The 19,057-nt window shown below is 72.8% G+C and carries 14 protein-coding genes and 1 pseudogene; 5 read left to right on the forward strand and 10 right to left on the reverse strand.

Features of this window, described 5'->3' with window-relative positions; genetic code table 11:
- The first annotated feature begins 244 nt into the window (after nt 1-244).
- Both ACGF7U_RS19115 and ACGF7U_RS19120 read left to right on the forward strand, forming a co-directional pair.
- Nucleotides 245-1,549 (forward strand): AAA family ATPase, encoded by a 1,305-nt coding sequence (locus ACGF7U_RS19115; protein WP_393108309.1) that lies wholly within the window; start codon nt 245-247, stop codon nt 1,547-1,549.
- 27 nt (nt 1,550-1,576) lie between these two features.
- Nucleotides 1,577-2,590 carry a ParB/RepB/Spo0J family partition protein gene (locus ACGF7U_RS19120; RefSeq protein ID WP_393108311.1) on the forward strand — a complete coding sequence of 338 codons (1,014 nt, stop codon included), beginning with the start codon at nt 1,577-1,579 and terminating at the stop codon, nt 2,588-2,590.
- A gap of 1,456 nt (nt 2,591-4,046) precedes the next feature.
- Here the strand turns inward: ACGF7U_RS19120 and ACGF7U_RS19125 are convergent.
- Nucleotides 4,047-4,319 carry a hypothetical protein gene (locus ACGF7U_RS19125; RefSeq protein WP_393108313.1) on the reverse strand — a complete coding sequence of 91 codons (273 nt, stop codon included), beginning with the start codon at nt 4,317-4,319 and terminating at the stop codon, nt 4,047-4,049.
- 441 nt (nt 4,320-4,760) lie between these two features.
- Between ACGF7U_RS19125 and ACGF7U_RS19130 the strand changes: the two are divergent.
- Nucleotides 4,761-5,465 (forward strand): annotated as a pseudogene (locus tag ACGF7U_RS19130) (hypothetical protein); the annotation flags it as partial.
- Between the two features lie 92 nt (nt 5,466-5,557).
- Here the strand turns inward: ACGF7U_RS19130 and ACGF7U_RS19135 are convergent.
- Nucleotides 5,558-6,556: a D-alanine--D-alanine ligase gene (locus tag ACGF7U_RS19135; RefSeq protein WP_393108315.1), complete on the reverse strand. Its 999-nt coding sequence runs from the start codon at nt 6,554-6,556 to the stop codon at nt 5,558-5,560.
- 7 nt (nt 6,557-6,563) lie between these two features.
- On the reverse strand, nt 6,564-7,877 hold the full coding sequence (locus tag ACGF7U_RS19140; RefSeq protein ID WP_393108317.1) for a PLP-dependent aminotransferase family protein: 1,314 nt from the start codon (nt 7,875-7,877) through the stop codon (nt 6,564-6,566).
- Nucleotides 7,878-8,170: 293 nt separating this feature from the next.
- Between ACGF7U_RS19140 and ACGF7U_RS19145 the strand changes: the two genes are divergently transcribed.
- Nucleotides 8,171-8,836: a GNAT family N-acetyltransferase gene (locus tag ACGF7U_RS19145; RefSeq protein ID WP_393108319.1), complete on the forward strand. Its 666-nt coding sequence runs from the start codon at nt 8,171-8,173 to the stop codon at nt 8,834-8,836.
- A 27-nt stretch (nt 8,837-8,863) separates the two neighbouring features.
- Here ACGF7U_RS19145 and ACGF7U_RS19150 read toward each other — a convergent pair whose 3' ends face one another.
- From ACGF7U_RS19150 to murJ, 7 genes are all read right to left on the reverse strand, one after another.
- Nucleotides 8,864-10,027, reverse strand: a complete 1,164-nt coding sequence (locus tag ACGF7U_RS19150) for an N-acetylmuramoyl-L-alanine amidase (protein ID WP_393108321.1) — start codon at nt 10,025-10,027, stop codon at nt 8,864-8,866.
- Nucleotides 10,028-10,178: 151 nt separating this feature from the next.
- Nucleotides 10,179-10,502: a thioredoxin gene (trxA, locus tag ACGF7U_RS19155; protein ID WP_151452747.1), complete on the reverse strand. Its 324-nt coding sequence runs from the start codon at nt 10,500-10,502 to the stop codon at nt 10,179-10,181.
- A 32-nt stretch (nt 10,503-10,534) separates the two neighbouring features.
- Complete coding sequence (trxB, locus tag ACGF7U_RS19160; protein ID WP_393108324.1) at nt 10,535-11,488, reverse strand: thioredoxin-disulfide reductase; 954 nt, start codon at nt 11,486-11,488, stop codon at nt 10,535-10,537.
- 182 nt (nt 11,489-11,670) lie between these two features.
- A complete protein-coding gene (locus ACGF7U_RS19165; protein WP_393108326.1) occupies nt 11,671-12,738 on the reverse strand; it encodes a hypothetical protein in 1,068 nt (355 codons plus the stop codon).
- Nucleotides 12,735-13,562, reverse strand: coding sequence for an RNA polymerase sigma factor SigM (gene sigM / locus ACGF7U_RS19170; protein WP_393108642.1), 828 nt, complete (start codon nt 13,560-13,562; stop codon nt 12,735-12,737). Before sigM ends, ACGF7U_RS19165 begins: the two co-directional genes overlap by 4 nt.
- A gap of 43 nt (nt 13,563-13,605) precedes the next feature.
- On the reverse strand, nt 13,606-15,210 hold the full coding sequence (locus ACGF7U_RS19175) for a protein kinase family protein (RefSeq protein ID WP_393108328.1): 1,605 nt from the start codon (nt 15,208-15,210) through the stop codon (nt 13,606-13,608).
- A 457-nt stretch (nt 15,211-15,667) separates the two neighbouring features.
- Nucleotides 15,668-17,416, reverse strand: coding sequence for a murein biosynthesis integral membrane protein MurJ (gene murJ, locus ACGF7U_RS19180; RefSeq protein ID WP_393108330.1), 1,749 nt, complete (start codon nt 17,414-17,416; stop codon nt 15,668-15,670).
- A 134-nt stretch (nt 17,417-17,550) separates the two neighbouring features.
- Between murJ and ACGF7U_RS19185 the strand changes: the two genes are divergently transcribed.
- Entirely contained in the window at nt 17,551-19,011 is a 1,461-nt protein-coding gene (locus ACGF7U_RS19185; protein WP_393108332.1) for a CCA tRNA nucleotidyltransferase, read from the forward strand.
- Nucleotides 19,012-19,057: the final 46 nt, after the last annotated feature.

Consider the following 19,057-nt stretch of genomic DNA (forward strand, 5'->3'; position numbering starts at 1 on the left):
CGAGGCGGCGTCCCGGCCGGCGGTTGGCTCGTTGAACCGTGCGGGTGGACGGAAGGGATGAGAACCCGACGTGGACCGGCCGCGCCCGTGAGCCGTAGGCTGGCCGCGCGTCGATAGTGTGGAGCGGGCGGACGTTCACCGGATCCCGACCGCTCCCGCCGGGCCGTACCCTCCGCGGTGCGAGAACGCGTGCGGCCAGTTGACGGGGTGCGGACCGACCATCCGAAGCGGGCAGGGATGACAGGTGCATGACGACGGCAGGTACGACGATCCACGCGTGACCGGGTCAGCGGGCGATCCCGTTCCACGTGAAACCGACTACCCGAGTTGGTCGCCCGACGGACCGTCTCCTGGCCCGTCGACCCGACCGCCGGACTGTGAGCCCGTCGTCCAACGGGGCGCCGGGCCGGAGCTGCCGACCGCGCGGCCGGCCTCGGACGGACCGCCGCGCCCCGGCAACTCGACCGCCGGCCGGGTGATCCCCATCCGCCGCAACTCCTCGGCCTCGGCGCGGTTCGAGGCCGCGGTGCCGCAGCAGCCGACCCCGGACGCGGTCCCGGACGCCGTCCCCGAACCCGTACCCGTCACCGACACGCACGCTTCCCCGGCCGGTGCCTACGGGCCCACCACGGCTGAGGCCGCGTACGTTTCACGTGAAACCCCGACGCGCGAAGAGGATGATCCACCGTTGGCTATGGAGGCGATGCGCGCCGTGCAGATCCTGAATCCGAGTGGCGAGGTGACGATGCCTCGGCCGGAGCGGACCCGGGTCATGTGCGTCGCGAACCAGAAGGGCGGCGTGGGGAAGACCACGACCACGGTGAACCTGGCGGTGGCGCTCGCCCTGCACGGCAACCGGGTGCTGGTGGTCGACCTCGACCCGCAGGGAAACGCCTCCACCGGGCTGAACGTCCCGCACCACACCGGGGTGCCGGACGTGTACGACTGCCTCATCAACAGTGTTCCGCTGGAGGAGGTCGCCCAGGGCGTCGAGGGCATCCCCAACCTCTGGTGCGTACCGGCCACGATCGACCTGGCCGGCGCGGAGATCGAGTTGGTGTCGGTGGTCGCCCGCGAGTCCCGGCTGGCTCGGGCCATCGCCGCGTACCCCGGCCACTTCGACTACGTCTTCATCGACTGCCCGCCGTCGCTCGGCCTGCTCACGGTCAACGCGCTCGTCGCCGCGCAGGAGGTGCTCATCCCGATCCAGTGCGAGTACTACGCGCTGGAGGGGCTGAACCAGCTGATCAACAACATCAACCTGGTCCGGCAGCACCTCAATCCGAAGCTCGAGGTCTCCACCATCCTGCTCACCATGTACGACCGCCGTACGCGGCTGGCCGACGCGGTCGAGCAGGACGTGCGGAACCACTTCGGCGACAAGGTGCTCCAGGCGGTCATTCCGCGTAACGTCCGCGTCTCGGAGGCGCCGAGCTACGGCCAGTCCGTGATGACCTACGATCCGGGGTCGCGGGGGGCCACGAGCTACTTCGAGGCCGCCCAGGAGATTGCCGAGCGCGGCGTCAAGGAGCCGGTGCGGAATGCGTAGTGCGGAACAGTCGCTGGGAGGCGTGGCATGAAGAACCGTCCTCGGGGCGGTCTGGGTCGGGGCCTGGGGGCGCTCATCCCGACCGGACCGGCGCCGACCGCCGCCACCGCCACGGCTGAGCCGGCGCCCGCCGCCGCCGACGCGCCCGTCGAGCCCACGCCGCCGACGGCCGGTCCGCCCGTCGCGGCGGCCCCGCCCGAGCCCGCGCTCAGCCCGGTGCCGGGTGCCCGGTTCGCCGAGATCCCGGTCGACGCGATCGTGCCGAACCCGAAGCAGCCCCGGCAGGTCTTCGACGAGGAGGCTCTGGATGAGCTGAAGATCTCCATCCAGGAGGTCGGCTTCCTCCAGCCGATCGTCGTGCGGCAGCTCGACGAGGAGAAGTACGAACTCGTCATGGGTGAGCGGCGCTGGCGGGCCGCGCAGGCGGTCGGGCGGGAGAGCATCCCCGCCATCGTCCGGGACACCCGGGACGACGCCATGCTCCGGGACGCCCTGCTGGAGAACATCCACCGGGCCAACCTGAACCCGCTGGAGGAGGCCGCCGCGTACCAGCAGTTGCTGGACGAGTTCGGCGCCACCCACGAGGAACTCGCCCGGCGGATCGGGCGGAGCCGGCCCCAGATCTCCAACACGATCCGGCTGCTCAACCTCCCGGCGCCGGTGCAGAAGCGGGTGGCCGCCGGCGTGCTGTCCGCCGGACACGCCCGAGCCCTGCTGAGCCTGGACGAGCCCGAGGCGCAGGAGCAGCTCGCGCTCCGGATCGTCGCCGAAGGGCTCTCGGTCCGCGCGACCGAGGAGATCGTCGCGCTGGCGCTGAGCGACGGCCCGACCAAGAAGGAGACGGCCCGCCGCCGGCCGAAGCCGCACGCGCCGGCCCTGACGGATCTGGCCGACCGGCTGTCCGACCGGTTCGACACCCGCGTCAAGGTCGACATCGGTCGGAGCAAGGGCAAGATCACCATCGAGTTCGCGACGGTCGACGACCTGGAGCGGATCGTCGGCATCATCGGTGTCGGCCAGGAGGAGGAGCCGGAGGCCTGACCCTCGGATCGCCGGCCGCGTGAGCCCTTCCGGGCCACGCGGCCGTTCCATGTCCGGGGATCGGGTCGTCCCTCGGCGGTACGTCGACCACGAACGGCCGCCCGCACAGTTCGCGGTTGCCGCCGGTCCCCTTGGTCCGGCCGCCGTCCAGGCCGCTGTGGACGCGCCTCATTTGATCGCTACGCGACTGGGGCTCGGCCACCCTGACCGCCCGACCTCGTCCGCTCGTTCTGCCGCTCAGGGGCCGTACAGGGCGCTCACGCCCGCGCTTGGCGCTGCGGCTCGGGCGTCACCACTCGCGGCGAGGGTGCAGCGTTCCACGTGAAACGGGAGCCGGGGCGGGGGCGTGCCAAGCGGGGTGCGTACGCGCCCTCGCGGTTCGACGAATATCCGGTGGCCACGTCCGCCACGACCCTCGGCAACCCTTCCTCGTGAGCAGGTCGACCACGACCAGCGCGGGATAGCCGCAGCGAGCGGCCCCCTGGCATGCGTGGATGGCCGCCGGCCGCCGCCGCCTCCGTTTCACGTAAAGCTGGGGGCGGTAAGAGCACGGCGAGAGACCGACCAGCCGGCCGGCGACACCGGGCCGTTTCACGTGAAACGGCGCGCCGACTTCACCTTCGTCGGCCCATCCTCACCCGAGCGATGAGACCGCCATCCGCGCGACCTCCGCCATCCGCCCGCGCGCTGCGTCCCGGAAGTCCTCCGTGGCTCGTGCTCATCTGCCGCAGGAGGACCCCGTGTGGCACGGGCGATGGGTGCGGTCTTGCGTTCCCGGTGGCCTCGCCCACCCGCATTCACACCCGCAGCCTGTCCAGTGCGCCGGGGCCAGCCGCGACGGTGCTTCCCCGGCGCGCCGCGGTGTCGACTGCCCGGGTTCCCTCCGATCCCTCGTCCCCGGCTGTGGCCGCTGACAGCGCCGGGGTGCAGTCGGGTGGGACCAGTGCTGCCAATCGGTGCACCCGCGGCCGGGCCCCCGTCACGACGGCCGGGGGCATGCAGGTGCGAGCCGAGCCGAGCTGAGCCCCGCAACGCCCCTGCCCCGCAATGCCTCTCGACGCCTGCGCCGCTGTTTGCCGGACTCGGCGAGGGCCGTTGCGCTTGCGAGCCGCCGGGCCGACCGGCCACCACCCGACCGAACGCGCCGAGCGGGCGGCCTGGGCGGTGTCCGGCCTGCGGGACCTCACTCGCACGGCGGGAGATCGGCGAGCCTGCGGGACCTCACTCGCACGGCGGGAGGTCGGCGAGCCTGCGGGACCTCACTCGCACGGCGGGAGGTCGGCGAGCCTGCGGGACCTCACTCGCGCCGGGAGATCGACGAGCCTGTGGGGCGTCCCTCGCACCGGCGGGAGGTCTGCGAGCCGACGCAGCGTCCCTCGCGGGACGTAGCCGTCGGAGCGCCCCGTTGTCTGGTGGCTCTCGCACACGAGGCGATCCGCGACGTGCCGTGCCTCTGTCACTGCCTGGCGAACACTCCGGAACTTCGACCGCCGGATTGCAGGAAGCCCGAGCGCCGGCCGTTTCGCCAGCCGCCGCGAACCACGGGTCCGCCGACGACCGGGCCGTCGCCGCGATGGGAGGTTCGATCGGTGTGCGCTGTCCTGGACGAAGGTGGTCCGAGGAACTGTCGACCGTCGCCGCGCGGCGCGGCGATCGCGTGGGCGAGCGATGCCGCCCACGCGTGTTGCTCGTCCTCGGTGATGCCGGGGTCGATCTCGGCCCCGGACACGGGCGACGCGTTCGTGGCGGCCGTACGGCGGGGCGCGCAGGTGGCGATCCGGCGGCACCGAGGAAGGCCGAGCATCGACGGCGGGCGTCAGGGATGAGCCGAGCGGCCGTACCAACGGGCGTTGGTGCGGTGCAGGCCGGCCGGCAGGGTCACCAGTTGGTGGTTTCACGTGAAACCGACCTCCCGGCCACCTCGGCCACCGGGCGACGAGGTGGAAAAGTTATCCACACCAGTTATCCACAGGCACACTCCGTTTCACGTGAAACGCCGCGTGAAAGCCGGTGCTGGCCTGTGGATGACGGCGTGTGTTCGGCCTCTCAGCACCCTGTGGATATCTGTGGACAACCAGATCGGCAGTCGCCCGGAAGTGGTCTCGGACGGAGCGTCCGGCTGATCTCTCGGGTAGGGACAGCGGTGCCGGAAGCGGTTAGTGTCAGCGTCGTGCGCGACACCCCTCCCTCAGTTCCGGACTTCACCCAGTGGCCGTCCTTTCCCTTCGAGGGCGACCTTCGTGTCAAGCGACTCGATGACCCGGTCCCGGTCGAACCGCCTCGCAAGGGCGAGGGGCACCGGGAATGCACCGCCTGCAACGCCCCCGACGACGCCTACATCTGGGTGGGCGAGCGCTGGCGGGTACGCGCCATGGACCGCCCCACCGGGCTCCCGATGGTGCTGATCCTGGAATCCCGTTCGCATCTGGACCTCGGTGACCTGCCGAACCTGCTCGCCGCCGAACTGGGGGTGATGACCGTACGCCTGGAACGGGCGATCCGGTCCCTGGACGGGGTCGCCCGGGTACACGTCAACCGCTGGGGTGACGGGTCGGCGCACCTGCACATGTGGTTCCTCGCCCGGCCCTACGGCCAGCTCCAGCTCCGCGGCACTTTCCTCTCCCTGTGGGATTCGATCCTGCCGCCGATCTCCGAGGCGCAGTGGCGAGAGAATCTCGCCCTGGTCGCCGCCTGGCTGGCGGAGTTCGGGGGTCGGCCCCTGGCCGAGCCGTCGCGCATCCAGTGGCAGGCGCCATCCAGCTTCGCCGGGCAGCCCACGGTCGTCGACGACGCGCCGGAGGGCGAGGCGGTGTCGGTGATCGAGTCCGCCGAGGAGACGCCCGTGCCGCCGTCCGAGGGCCGGGCCGACGAGGCCGTCTCCCCGGACGGCCGGCAGTCCGAAGACTGACACGCCGCGGACGGCCCGCCCGGCATCCGGGTGGCCGCCCGCGGCGGAGGAACGGTCGGTCAGTCCTGGCGCGTCGCCGCGCGTGCCACCAGCGTGCCGATCATCTTGCCGAAGTCCAGACCGGCGGCCTGCACGGCGAGCGGCAGCAGCGAGGTCTCGGTCATCCCCGGCGAGACGTTGACCTCCAGCACGTGCGGCTGCCCCGCCGAGTCCACGATCAGGTCGACGCGACTGAGATCACGCAGGCCGAGCGCGGTGTGGGCGGCGAGCGCGACGTCGGCGACCGCGCCGGCCACCTCCGGCTCCAGCCGCGCCGGCGTGTGCCAGGTCGTCCGGCCGGCGGTGTAGCGGGCGGCGTAGTCGTACACGCCGTTGCGGGGCACGATCTCCACCGCCGGCAGGGCGCGCGGCCCCTCGCCCAGGTCGACCACGGACACCGCCACGTCCATGCCCGGCACGTACCGCTCGACCAGCGCCGTCTGGTCGTACGCGAAGCAGCCGACCATGGCGGCCGGGAGGGACGCGGCGTCCCGGACCACGGCGGCGCCCAGCCCCGAACCGCCCTGGGCGGGCTTCACCATCAGCGGCAGTCCCAGCCGGTCGACGATCCGGTCCAGCACCGCCACCGCGCCCAGTTCCGAGAAGCGGTCGTGCGGGAGGGCGACCCAGTCCGGGGTGGGAATGCCGGCCTCGCGGAGCACCGCCTTGGCCGACGGCTTGTCCCACGCGAGCCGGGACGCGCGGGCGTCGCACCCCACGTACGGGACGCCGCAGAGGTCGAGCACACCACGCAGCGAGCCGTCCTCGCCGGTCGCGCCGTGCAGGGCGATGACGACGGCGTCCGGCGGGTCGGCGGTCAGGGCCGGCAACAGGGTCACGTCGGCGTCGCGCAGCTCGGCGTCCATGCCGACGGCGCGCAGCGCGTCGAGCACCCGGCGGCCGGACCGGAGCGAGACGTCACGTTCGTAGGAGAGACCGCCGGCGAGCACCAGCACCCGCAGGTCGGCGGTGACGGCGGAGTCGGTCACGACGGAACGGTCGGCAGCGGTGGGAGCCATGCCGGAATCATGCCAAGTCGGGACCCGGCGCGTCCGAACCGGCCCGGCCGCGGCGTGCCCCGGGGCGGCCGACGGTGCCGAACACCCGCCGCATGGCGATGTCCTGCTCCATCACGCCGGCCAGTCGGCGCACGCCCTCGCGGATGCGCTCCGGCGGCGGGAAGGAGAAGTTCAGCCGCATGTTGCCGCTGCCCGTGCCGTCGGCGTAGAAGCCGGTGCCCGGCACGTACGCCACCCGCGCGGCGATGGCCCGCGGCATCATCGCCTTCGAGTCGAGGCCGTCGGGCAGGGTCGCCCAGACGAAGAGGCCACCGCCCGGCGTCGTCCAGGTGGTGCCCGCCGGCATCAGGTCCTCCAGCGCGGCGAGCATCGCGTCGCGCCGCTCCCGGTAGACCTCGCGGTAGACCTTGAGCTGCTCGCGCCAGGGCATCGTGCCGAGGTAGGTGGCGACGGCGGCCTGCGCGTAGCCGCTCGGGCAGAGGATCTGCGCCTCGCTGGCGATGACCAGCTTGTCGCGGACTGCGTGCGGCGCGAGGATCCAGCCCACCCGCAGCCCCGGGGCGAAGGTCTTGGAGAAGGTGCTGAGGTAGAAGACCCCGTCGCGCCGGCGCGCGCGCAGCGGAGCCGGCGCCTCCCCCTCGAAGCCCAGCTGGCCGTACGGGTCGTCCTCGACCACCAGCAGGCCGGCGCGCTCGCAGATGTCGAGCACCCGCTCCCGCCGCTGGTCGGTGAGCGTCACGCCGGTCGGGTTCTGGTAGGTCGGGATGGTGTAGAGGAACTTCACCCGCCGGCCGGCCCGCGCCTGCTCGGCGATGGCCGTCTCCAGCGCCTCCGGGATCAGCCCGTCGTCGTCCATCGGCACGTGCACGACCTGCGCCTGGGCGGCCTGGAACACCCCGAGCGCGCCGACGTAGGTCGGGCCCTCGGCGAGCACCACGTCACCCGGGTCGAGGAAGAGCCGGGCCACCAGGTCGAGCGCCTGCTGCCCGCCGACGGTGACCACCACGTCCTCCGGGGAGGCCCCGCAGGCGGCGTCGATGCCGGAGAGCGTCATCACCTCGCAGATCCGTTCGCGCAGCTCCAGGGTGCCCTGGCCGATGCCGTACTGGAGGGTGGTGGCGCCGTGCTCGGCACCGAGCCGGCCGAGCATCTCGCCGACCGCGTCGAGCGGCAGCGCGGCGATGTAGGGGGCGCCGCCGGCGAGCGAAACCACCTCCGGCCGGCTGGCCACCGCGAAGAGCGCGCGGATCTCCGAGGCGGTCATGCCGCGCACCCGGCGGGCGTACCGGTCGGTGTAGTCGTCGAGCGTCGTGCCGGTCATGACATCACCTCGATGGCTGCTCGGGTGGCTCCCGCCCCGGCGTACCCGGGACACCGGCGACCATGGCGACGCGGGACGCCGGGTGTCGATCCTAGTCGCCCTTGCCAGGAAGGCCGCCAGGACGTGACCGGCGTCCACATCGCGGACCGTCCGCGGGCCCCCCGGGGGGTGGACCTTCGCGCGTCCTCTCCCGTGGCGTCCGCAATCCGCGTACGATCGCTCGTCGGGGGCAGGAAGGCGGCGTTGTCGTTCCGTGCCGGTCTCACTCCCGAGCCTAATGTGGGGATGCGCCAATGTCGCGACGTCTGGTCAGCTTGACCCTCGACACCCTGGAGGATCTGCCCCGCCCGTGCCGGCAGTGCGTCTACTGGGAGCTTGATCCGGTCTCGGCGGACCGCGCCTGCGCAGCGGGCGACCCGGGGCTGGAGAAGGAGGCCTGGGTCTCCCAGACGCTGCTGGAGTGGGGCTCCTGCGGGAAGCTCGTCTACGTCGACGGCATGCCCGCCGGTTTCGTCCTGTACGCCCCGCCGGCCTACGTGCCCCGCTCGATGGCGTTCCCCACCTCCCCGGTGTCGGCCGACGCGGCGCTGCTGATGACGGCCAACGTGGTGCCCGCCTTCGCCGGTGGGGGGCTGGGCCGGATGCTCGTGCAGGGGGTCGCCCGGGATCTCACCAAGCGCGGGATCAGGGCGATCGAGGCGTTCGGCGACGCCAAGTTCGGTGACGCGGCCGACCCCGCCGGCACCTGCGTCGCGCCGGCCGACTTCTTCCTCTCCGTGGGCTTCAAGACGGTCCGCCCGCACCCGCGCTTCCCCCGGCTGCGGCTGGAGCTGCGCACGGCGTTGAGCTGGAAGTCCGACGTCGAGTACGCGCTGGAGAAGCTGCTCGGCTCGATGAGCCCCGAGACGCTGCTCCGACCCGTCCGCCCGGCCCCGGCCACCCGGTCCACCACCGGCTGACCACGGGGACGCCGTCCCGGCCGCTGTTCAGTCCACGACCGTCCCGGCGGCCACCACGGCCCGCAGTTCGCTCACGTCGATCGAGCCGGTCGGCACGTCCCGCTCGATCGGGAAGTACATCCGCTGCACCGCGGCCACGATGGCCTCGGCCACCCGGTCCCGGAACCTGGGGTCGACCAGCCGGGCCCGGTCGTCGGGTGAGGTGAGGTAGCCCACCTCGACGCGTACGGCCGGCATCCGGGTCAGCCGCAGCAGGTCCCACGCCTTGGCGTGGGTACGGCAGTCGCGCAGCCCGGTACGCGCGACGATCTCCCGCTGCACGAGCCCGGCGAGCCGCTCGCCGGTGGCCGAGGTGACCCCGTTGTCGGTGCCGTAGTGGTAGGTCGCGACGCCCTCGGCCGCCGGGTTCGCGTGCCCGTCGAGGTGCAGCGAGATGAAAACGTCGGCCCCGAGCGAGTTGGCCAGCCCCGCCCGGTCGATGTCCGGCAGGCAGGACTCCGGCGCCGGCCCGCGGGTGAGCTGCACCCGGACGCCGGAGGCGGCGAGCCGGCCCTCAAGCCGGCTGGCCAGGTCGTGCACCAGATCCGCCTCGGTCCACCGCAGCCGCCCGTCCGGCACCACCACGCCCGGGTCGGTGCCCCCGTGGCCGGGGTCGACGACCACGGTCCGTCCCACCAGCGCCGGGCCCGACTGCCGGATGGCGTCGGACTCGCGCAGCCACTGCGGCCGCCCGCCGACGACCTTGCGCCCGAGCCGGCGCAGCGCGTTCATGGTGTGCGGCCCGCACGAGCCGTCGGGCGTCAGCCCGACCTCGCGTTGGAACTGGGCGACCGCCCGGGAGGTCCGTACGCCGTAGATGGCGTCCGCGCGTCCCACGTCGTACCCCATCTCCAGCAGCCGTTCCTGGAGCGACCGGACGTCCTCGCCGGTGAGCGGATCGGGGACCGCGTGGTAGAGGGTGCGGGCGCCGAGCCGCCAGCGGGCGGCGTCCAGGGCCCGCCACGTCTCCGCACCGACCCGGCCGTCCACGCTGAGCCCCCGGGACTGCTGGAAGGCCCGCACGGCCCGTTCGGTGTGGGCGTCGAACTCGTCGGCGTCCGGTGCCGCTGGCGGGAGCAGTTCGAGGCCGGTCAGCACCGTACGGATCTCCGCCACCGCGGGTCCACGGTCACCGGGTCGGATCGGACGCACGCACGACCCCCTCTGCACGGACGCTGGCTGGCCGGGCGGCCCTGGGGTTGAGGTTATGCGCTCTTGGGGCCCCAGGTGCGGCGCGCGGGGAAAAAGACGTCGACCCCGCACCCGGCGGACCGGGTACGGGGTCGACGTGCGAACGTGCTGCTCAGAGCGCCGACTCGATGAGCCTGACCAGCTCGCCCTTCGGCTTGGCGCCAGCGATCGACTGCACCGGCTCGCCGTTCTTGAACACGGTGAGGGTCGGGACCGACATGACCCGGTAGGTGCGGGCGGTCTCCGGGTTCTCGTCGATGTTGAGCTTGACGATAGTGACCTGGTCACCCATCTCGCCCGCGATCTCCTCCAGCAGCGGCGACACCTTGCGGCACGGCCCGCACCACTCGGCCCAGAAATCCACCAGAACCGGCTTGTCGGACTTCAGCACATCGGCGGCGAAACTCGCGTCCGTGACCGACTTCGTTGCTCCCACTATGACCCTCCTCCGGAATGTGTTTCGGTTGTTCAGCCCTGCAGCGTGGCGATGAAGCGCTCGGCGTCCAGCGCGGCGGCGCAGCCCGTGCCGGCGGCGGTGATGGCCTGCCGGTAGGTGTGGTCCACCAGGTCGCCGGCGGCGAAGACACCGGGCACGCTGGTCCGGGTGCTCGGCGCCTGGACCTTCACGTAACCCTCGTCGTCCAGCTCCACCTGATCCCGGAAGAGCTCGCTGCGCGGGTCGTGGCCGATGGCTACGAAGACCCCGGTGACGTCGAGGACCTTGGACTCGCCGGTGTGCGTGTTGCGCACCCGTACGCCCGAGACCTTGCCGTCCTCGCCGAGGATCTCCTCGACCACGGTGTTCCACTCGACCTTGATCTTGTCGTTGCCCAGCGCCCGCTGAGCCATGATCTTGCTGGCGCGGAAGGAGTCCCGGCGGTGGATGATGGTGACCGACTCGGCGAACCGGGTCAGGAAGCTGGCCTCCTCCATCGCCGAGTCGCCGCCGCCGACGACCACGATGTGCTGGTTGCGGAAGAAGAAGCCGTCACAGGTCGCGCAGGACGAGACGCCGTGGCCCAGGTATTCCTGCTCGCCGGGGACGCCCAGCGGACGCCACGCCGAACCGGTGGCGAGGATGACGGCCCTGGCCCGGTAGGCGGTCTGACCCACCCAGACGGTGCTGACCGCGTCGGACCCCAGGCTGCCGGTGTCCTTCAGCTCGACCCGCGTCACGTCGTCGGTGAGGAACTCCGCGCCGAACCGCTCGGCCTGCTTGCGCATGTTGTCCATCAGCTCGGGGCCGAGGATGCCGTCGGCGAAACCGGGGAAGTTCTCGACCTCGGTCGTGGTCATGAGCGCGCCACCGGACTGCACGCCCTCGATGATGAGCGGCTTGAGGTTGGCGCGCGCCGCATAGACCGCCGCCGTGTAACCGGCCGGCCCGGAGCCGATGATGATCAGGTTGCGGACCTCGTCCACTGCCGTCTCCCGATTGTGTTGTTCGCCATCGGCGCGCGCACCGATGCCGATCCGATGCCGACGCCTCTCGCGAGTGCCGGCAGCCTGATGTGCAGAACGTCATCGTACGAACCGGGGATTCCCGAGCCGGTCATCCGGTGGGTCAGGTCACGTGGACGGTCAAACGCCCGGTGGCCGCGATTTCACCCTACCCGCGTGTGGTAGCGGCTGTCCGAGCCGGATCCGGGCACGCCGCATTCCGGTCCGCTCACCCAGGCCCAGTGGGCGCCGCCGGCGTCGGTGAACCGGACGACCAGCGCCGGTCGACCCTGGAACCGGGCGTAGTCGACAACCTCGACCACCAGCGGCCCGCTGCCGTGCTCGGCGCCGATCTCGCGGATGCAGGCGCTCAGCGCGGCCGGCTCGGTGAGCCGGTCGAGGCCGGTCGCGTCGCCGGGCAACCGCCCGCCCTCCGCCTGGACGCCGGGCTGCGCTCCGGGGGTGAACAGCTTCGACCTGTCCGTCGGCGACAGGCCGGCCAGGGACTGCGGCGTGTAGTCCGTCCCGCTGCGCACCGTCGGCTCGCCGGCCCGGAACGCCGTGGCGGCGGGGCCGGCGGCCTCGGGCTTCGCCCCCGGCCGGGACAACGCCGTGTCCGCGGCGCCGCCGTCCGCTCGCTGCTCCCTGGTGAACTGGTTGACGCCCAGCCCGACCGCCGCGATCGAGACCGCGGCGAGCGCGACCGGGCCGGCCACCCGGGACCAGCGGCGGCGCCGTCGGCCCGGCCCGGTGGTCCCGCCCCGGCCGGGCTCCGAGCGGGGTACGCCGGCAGGACGTCGACCGGAGCCGCCGAGCGGCTGCGCCGGCACCACCCCGCCCGGCCTGCCCGCTTCCGGTTCGTCGGCCGGCAGCGCGTCCCCGCCACCCGACCCGGGGTGGACCGGCTCGGAGTGACGTGGATCCGGGCGTTCCGGTCCGGGGAGTGGGCCCGAGTCGAGCAGGCCCGCGTCGGGCAGAGGGGCGTCGGCCAGGGCCGCGACGAGCCGGTCGGTGACATCCGCGGGCATCTGCGGCGCGGGTTCGGCCCACGCGGCCAGGTCGACCCGGACGCCCGCCACGGCGGGAGCCAGCAGCGCGTACGCCGCCGCCCAGGTCTCGTCCTCGTCGACCAGCCGGGCGACGCGCGCCCCCTCGGGGGTGCCGTCCAGCGCCCCGCCGACGTAGTCGGCGAGCAGGTCGTGGTCGACCTCTCCGAACCCCCCGGCCGTCACGAGTCCTCCTGGTGGGCATCCCGCCGGGACCGTCCCGACCCCGATCGGACGCCCTCGGGCGTCCCCGGGTTCCCCCGGGTGACGGCCGGCACGTCCGGACCCGCCGCCGGGGCGGGCCCCGGCGGCTCCTGCGCCTGCGGCGGCTTCCGCCGGTGGGGCGTCTCCTGCCGCGGCGATGCCGGTTCGGGCCGCAGGTGCCCGAGCTGCGTCGCCAGGCGCGCCCGGCCCCGCGCGCACCGGCTCTTGACCGTCCCCTCGGCGACGCCGAGGATCCTGGCCACCTCGGCCACCGGGTAGCCCTGCACGTCCACCAGGATCAGCGCCGCCCGCTGTTCGGTCGGCAGCGCGGCGAGGGCCTGACGGACGACCAGCGCCGTGTCGTGGTCCTGGACGGGCGCCGCCGGCTCCACGCCCCCGGTGGCGGAGTTCGAGTCGCCGTCGCGGACCCCGTCCGGCAGCGGCACCGTGGGATGCGCCTGCCGGCGGCGGATCCGGTCCAGGCAGGCGTTCACGACGATCCGGTGCAGCCAGGTGGTGACGGCCGAGTCGCCCCGGAACCGGCCGGCCGCGCGGTGCGCGGACAGCAGCGCGTCCTGGAGGGCGTCGGCGGCCTCCTCGCGGTCGCCGAGCGTACGCAGCGCCACCGCCCAGAGCCGGTCGCGGTGCCGGCGGAACAGCTCGGTGAAGGCGTCCCGGTCACCGGCCACGTGGGCGTGCAGGAGTTCGAGGTCCGGCGCACCCTCCGGCGGCGCCGACGACGCGACCGGTGGGCCGCTCGCTCCGCCCACCGGTCCACCGGTCGTCCGTTCCCCGCCTACGCCCATCACCACGTCCGGCGGATGGGGCGCCCGGGGCGTGGCGGCCGGCTCACGACCCCTGGACCGTGATCTCCTGGACACCGACCTTGAAGCCGCGCTCGCTCGGCGGCAGCTCGGTGATCCAGAACAGCAGGTAGCGGTATTTCTTGTCGGCGTCGAAGCCGTTGAAGGTCATCTTGGTGCCGTCGTGCTCCTCGAACGGCTGCCCGATGCGGGACTTGCTGTAATCCGTGAAGAGCGCCGCGTCTCCGGCCTTGGATGACGGGGGGTTGACGGTGCCGGTGAGTAGCTGCGCGGAGGCGCCGCGGGCGGAGAGGAGAACCTGCACCGACTTGACGGTGCGCTCATCGCCCAGGTCGATCCAGACCCCCATGCCCCTCTTCATGTTGCCGAAGTTGGCGTGTCCTTTGTAGGTCTGGGTCTCCCAGCCCTTGTCCTCGTCGCCGTCGTGCACCCACTCGGCGTTTCGGACTTCCTCCCGGTCGCCGTCGGGGTCGATGATCCGCGCATCGCTGATCTTCAGCTCCCGGACCTCGGTGGCGGCCCGGGTCGCCTCGTCGGCCGGCGCGTTGGACGAGGGCGCGGCGACCGGGTTGGTCCGGGGGCTCTCGTCGCCGCCACGCAGGGTGCTGATGCCGATCAGCAGGCCGACCAGGGCCACCGCCAGCAGGCCGGCGATGCCGATCGCGACCTTGCGCCCGCCGGCCACCGCCAGCGGGGAGGGCTCGTCGCCGGTTTCGGCCGAGAAGCGCAGCGGGCCGGTGTTGTCGAGGAACTGCTCGTCGGCCGGCACGTCCAGCCGGGCCAGCTCGGCGGCGAGCACGTCCGACGAGGGCGGCGCGATCTCGGCGTCGAGCAGATCCATGGTGAGGTCGTCGAGGTATGCCGGCACGCCCGCCCGGACCTGCCGGGGAGCGGCGATCCTGCCCTCGGCGTCGCGGACGGCGTCGGGAATGGCGGCCCGGCCGTGGCCGGCGGTGGCGCCGCGCAGCGGAGCCTCGGCGTGCGGCCAGTGCCCGGTCAGGGCGAAGTAGAGGATCCCGCCGATCGCGCGGACGTCGCTCTGCTGGCTGTCGTCGCCGTCGGTACGCGCGTCGGCCAGCACCACCCGGCCGTCGTCACTGATCATGACCGTGCCGGGGTGGACGTTGCCGTGCACCATGTCGGTGGCGTGGACGGCGGCGAGGGCGCTGGCGACGGCGTTGCCGATGGTGGTGGCGCGGGCCGGGTCCAGCGGCCCGTCGGTGACCATCTCGCGCAGGGACTGCCCGTCGACCCACTCGCGCACCACGTACGCCCGATCGGCCTCGTCGATCGCGTCGTAGACCCCGACCAGGTTGGGGTGGATGACCCGGCTGGCCGCGACGGCGCCCTGGAGCATCTCGGTGGCGGAGTCGCCACCCGGGTAGCGGAGCACGACCGCGACGGGACGGCGCAGGATGACGTCGACGCCCCGCCAGACCAGCCGACCCGCGCTGTCGTTGTTGATGTGCTCGACCAACTCGTAACGCTCGGCGAGGATCTCACCGGCCGTGGGAGCACCGAAGGCCATGACGTGCGGAGCGCTCTCCTCCGCCTCCTGACCCTCGCCGACCTGGGTCACCCGTCCTCCCTCGGTGATCGTGTCGATCGATGGACCCGCGCTGCTGGGCATGTGGCTTCCCGCTCTGCCTTCGAAGGAACCGGCCGACCGGTGTCGACGCGGAGCGTCGGCGCCTGCCGTACCCGTCGAGAGCGACCTTACCTGGGTTGGCCGTCTCCCCGACATGTCATCTTCGGGCCGCTCCCGGCCCGCGCTGCCAGCAGGTGATCCACTTGTCCGGTTGCGACCGTTGTCAGCCACGTTGCTGGCACATGTACTGGCCAATCTAGAGGTTGGCCGCAAGTGCCCGCCGGAGGGGCCGGACCGGTGCGGCGGCGACGCCGACGCTGCCGGATTTCCCGCCGACCGTGCCGCCATACTCAGCCGTACGGTTGGTTATCCACAGGGCCATCTGGTCGCTGAGCGGTGAATCGCGGAGTTATCCACAGGCGCATCCCCAGGCTGGTGATCCTCGTTCACAGAGCGTGTGGACCATCCACAGGCCGGGGACCGCGCCCGCCGGCTCCCGTCAGCGGCCCAGCCGGCGGCGGACCATGCCGACCACCTCGGTGATCTCGCCGATCCGCAGCACCGTCGCCAGCCCGAGGTACGTCCCGCCGATCACCGCACCGCCGACCACGAGCTGGACGACGGCCTCCAGGCGGGTCGGCGTGTCGTCGCCCGGCAGCAGCGCGACCACGAGCAGGCCGACCAGCGCCGCACCGAGCGCCGCGACCGCGACCCGGCCCAGCGTCCGCATGATCCCGCCGAGCCCGATCCGGCCGACCCGGGGACGGAGCAGCCAGGCGGAGGCGACCGCGGCGGCCACGTACGAGACGGCGTTGCCGATCATCATGCCGGCGGCGGCGAAGTGGGCGGCGAAGGCGGCGAAGAGGATGATCTGCACGCCGATCCGCAGCGCCACCACCGGGATGTTGATCAGCGCCGGCGTCCGGGTGTCGGGGAGCGCGTAGAAGGCGAAGGTGAACAGTTGGCTTACCGCGAACGGCACCAGCGCGACCGCGGCCACCAGCAGCACCAGCGCCGTGTCGGAGGCGTTGTCGTCGCTGAACGCGCCGTAGCGGAAGAGCATCACCGACAGCGGCGTGGCCAGCACGGCGTAGCAGACGGCGATCGGGGCGAGCACCGCCGAGACGGTCCGGGTGCCCCGGGACAGGTCGGCGGCGAGGTCCGCGTACCGGCCGTCGGCCGCGGCCGCGCTCATCCGGGGCATCAGCGCCGTGATGATCGAGACGGCGATGATGCCGTGCGCCATCATCAACAACAGGAAGACGTTGTTGTAGATCATTGCACCGGCGTCGCCGTCGCCCGCGCGGCTCAGCAGGTTGAACAGCACGATCAGGCCGATCTGGCTGACCGCGACGTAGCAGAACATCCAGGCGCCGAGGCGACCCAGCTCGCGCAGGCCCAGCTCGCGGAAGTCGAAGCGCAGCTTCCAGCGGAAGCCGACCTTGCGCAGCGCGGGCAGCAGGCCCGCCGCCTGGATGGCGACGCCGAGCAGCGTGCCGCCGCTGATCAGCACGATCCGCCCGGCAGTCATCTGCTCCGGCCGGATGATCTCCGCGCCGAAGATGGCGATGTAGAGCCCGGCGGTGCCGATCACCACCAGGTTGTTCAGGATCGGCGCCCACATCGGCGCGGCGAAGTGCCCCCGCGTGTTGAGCACCGCGCTGACCAGCGCGCTGAGGCCGGTGAAGAAGATCATCGGCAGCATCAGGTACGACAGGTCGGTGACGAGTTCCTGATAGTCAGCGCCGCGGTTGTCGCTGGCGTACAGCATGGTGAGCCCTCGTGCGGCGAGAACCGCGAGCAGCGCTGCCCCGGCCAGCGTGACCACCGCGAGGGTGAGCAGCCGCTGGGCGTACGCCTGCCCGCCGTCCGCGTCGGCCTTGCGCCGGCGCACCAGCACGGGGACCAGCACGCTGGTGAGGATGCCGCCCAGCAGGAACTCGTAGACCATGCCGGGCAGGATCTGCGCGGTGGTGTACGCGTCACCGACCAGCGCGCCGCCCAGCGCGGCGGTCAGCACCAGCGTGCGCAGGAAGCCCGTGCCCCGGCTGACCAGGCTGCCGATCGCCATCACCGCGCTGTTGGTCGCGGCGCTGGCCTCGGCCACCTGCTCCTGCGGCGGCGCGGTCGACTCCATGGCCGGCTGGTTCAGCGGCTCGGCGGAGATGAACGTGGCGCCGTCCGACGGCCGGCCGGGCGCGGCGCCGCCCTGTGCGGCGTTCGCGCTGCGGTAGAGACCGCCGCTCATCTTCTCGCCTCCAAGGCAGAGGGGTACGTCCGAGCCGGGCACGGGCCCGCACGTCACAGACGATAGTCAACGGCCACCCGTTACCCGCGCCCGGCGGACCGCATCCCCGCCGGGACCGATAGTCTGGCGCTCCCATGTCCGAAGCCTCCGCTCCCCACGCCGCCGACCGCCGCGAACTCACCGCCGCGCAGCGCAACGCCGTCGCCGAACTGCTCCGGGTCTCCCCGGTCGCCGACGAGTTGGGCCGCCGGTTCGCCCGGGCCGGCCACGAGCTGCACCTGGTGGGCGGTTCGGTACGCGACGCCCTGCTCGGCCGCCTCGGCGACGACCTCGACTTCTGCACCGACGCCCACCCGGACGAGACCCTGCGCATCGTGCGCGGCTGGGCCGAGTCGATCTGGGAGACCGGGCGGGAGTTCGGCACCATCGGGTGCCAGCGCGACGGGCTGCGGCTGGAGGTCACCACCTTCCGCGCCGAGTCGTACGACCAGGTCAGCCGCAACCCGGTCGTCGAGTACGGCACCGACCTCGCCGAGGACCTGCGGCGGCGCGACTTCACCATCAACGCGATGGCGGTCAGCCTGCCCGAGCACCGCTTCACCGACCCGCACGGCGGGCTGGACGACCTCGCCGCGAAGGTGATCCGCACACCGGGCACCCCCGGTGAGTCCTTCGGCGACGACCCGCTGCGGATGCTGCGCGCGGCCCGGTTCGCCGCCCAACTGCGCTTCGCGGTGCATCCCGACGTCCACGCGGCGATGACCCGGATGGCCGCCGACCTGGACCGGATCACCGCCGAGCGGATCCGCGACGAGTTCACCAAGCTGCTCTGCGGTGCCGACCCCATCACCGGGCTGCGGCTGCTGGTCGACACCGGGCTCGCCGAGCGCTTCCTGCCCGAGCTGACCGGCCTGAAGCTGGAGATCGACGAGCACGCCCAGCACAAGGACGTCTACGAGCACACCCTCACCGTGGTGAGCAACGCCGTCTCGTACGAGACCGAGGGGCCGGACTTCATCCTGCGGATGGCCGCGCTGATGCACGACGTCGGCAAGCCGGCCACCAAGGCGGTCGGTTCGGACGGCCGGGTCAGCTTCCACCACCACGAGGTGGTCGGCGCGCGGCTCACGAAGGCCCGGATGAAGGCGCTGCGCTACCCCAAGGAGATCACCTCCAAGGTCACCGCCCTGGTCGCGCTGCACCTGCGCTTCTACGGCTACGGCCGGGGCGAGTGGACCGACTCGGCGGTGCGCCGCTACGTCGCCGACGCCGGCGACCTGCTGCCGCGCCTGCACAAGCTGACCCGCTCGGACTGCACCACCCGCAACCGGCGCAAGGCGGCCCAGCTCGCCGCCGACTACGACGCGCTGGAGGAGCGGATCGCCCGGATCGCCGCCGAGGAGGATCTGGCGAGGGTCCGGCCCGACCTGGACGGCAACGCGATCATGGAGCTGCTGGGCGTGCCGCCGGGGCCGGTGGTCGGGCGGGCCTGGAAGCACCTCAAGGAGCTGCGCCTGGAGCGCGGCCCGCTGGACCGCGACGAGGCCGAGGCGGAGCTGCTGCGCTGGGCCCGGGACGAGGGCATCGTCGGGTAGCCGGGTCCGCCGCCCCGGCGCTGGCCCGGAGGACGAACAGGGCGCC

Source organism: Micromonospora sp. NPDC047670 (assembly GCF_043204915.1).
GTDB lineage: Bacteria > Actinomycetota > Actinomycetes > Mycobacteriales > Micromonosporaceae > Micromonospora.

Excerpts from the sequence above, each read along its gene's own strand:
- ACGF7U_RS19120 (WP_393108311.1), top strand. The coding sequence starts at position 1,577 with ATGAAGAACCGTCCTCGGGGCGGTCTGGGTCGGGGCCTGGGGGCGCTC.
- ACGF7U_RS19135 (WP_393108315.1), bottom strand. The coding sequence starts at position 6,556 with ATGGCTCCCACCGCTGCCGACCGTTCCGTCGTGACCGACTCCGCCGTC.
- ACGF7U_RS19140 (WP_393108317.1), bottom strand. The coding sequence starts at position 7,877 with ATGACCGGCACGACGCTCGACGACTACACCGACCGGTACGCCCGCCGG.
- ACGF7U_RS19145 (WP_393108319.1), top strand. The coding sequence starts at position 8,171 with ATGTCGCGACGTCTGGTCAGCTTGACCCTCGACACCCTGGAGGATCTG.
- sigM (WP_393108642.1), bottom strand. The coding sequence starts at position 13,562 with ATGGGCGTAGGCGGGGAACGGACGACCGGTGGACCGGTGGGCGGAGCG.
- ACGF7U_RS19175 (WP_393108328.1), bottom strand. The coding sequence starts at position 15,210 with ATGCCCAGCAGCGCGGGTCCATCGATCGACACGATCACCGAGGGAGGA.
- murJ (WP_393108330.1), bottom strand. The coding sequence starts at position 17,416 with ATGAGCGGCGGTCTCTACCGCAGCGCGAACGCCGCACAGGGCGGCGCC.
- ACGF7U_RS19185 (WP_393108332.1), top strand. The coding sequence starts at position 17,551 with ATGTCCGAAGCCTCCGCTCCCCACGCCGCCGACCGCCGCGAACTCACC.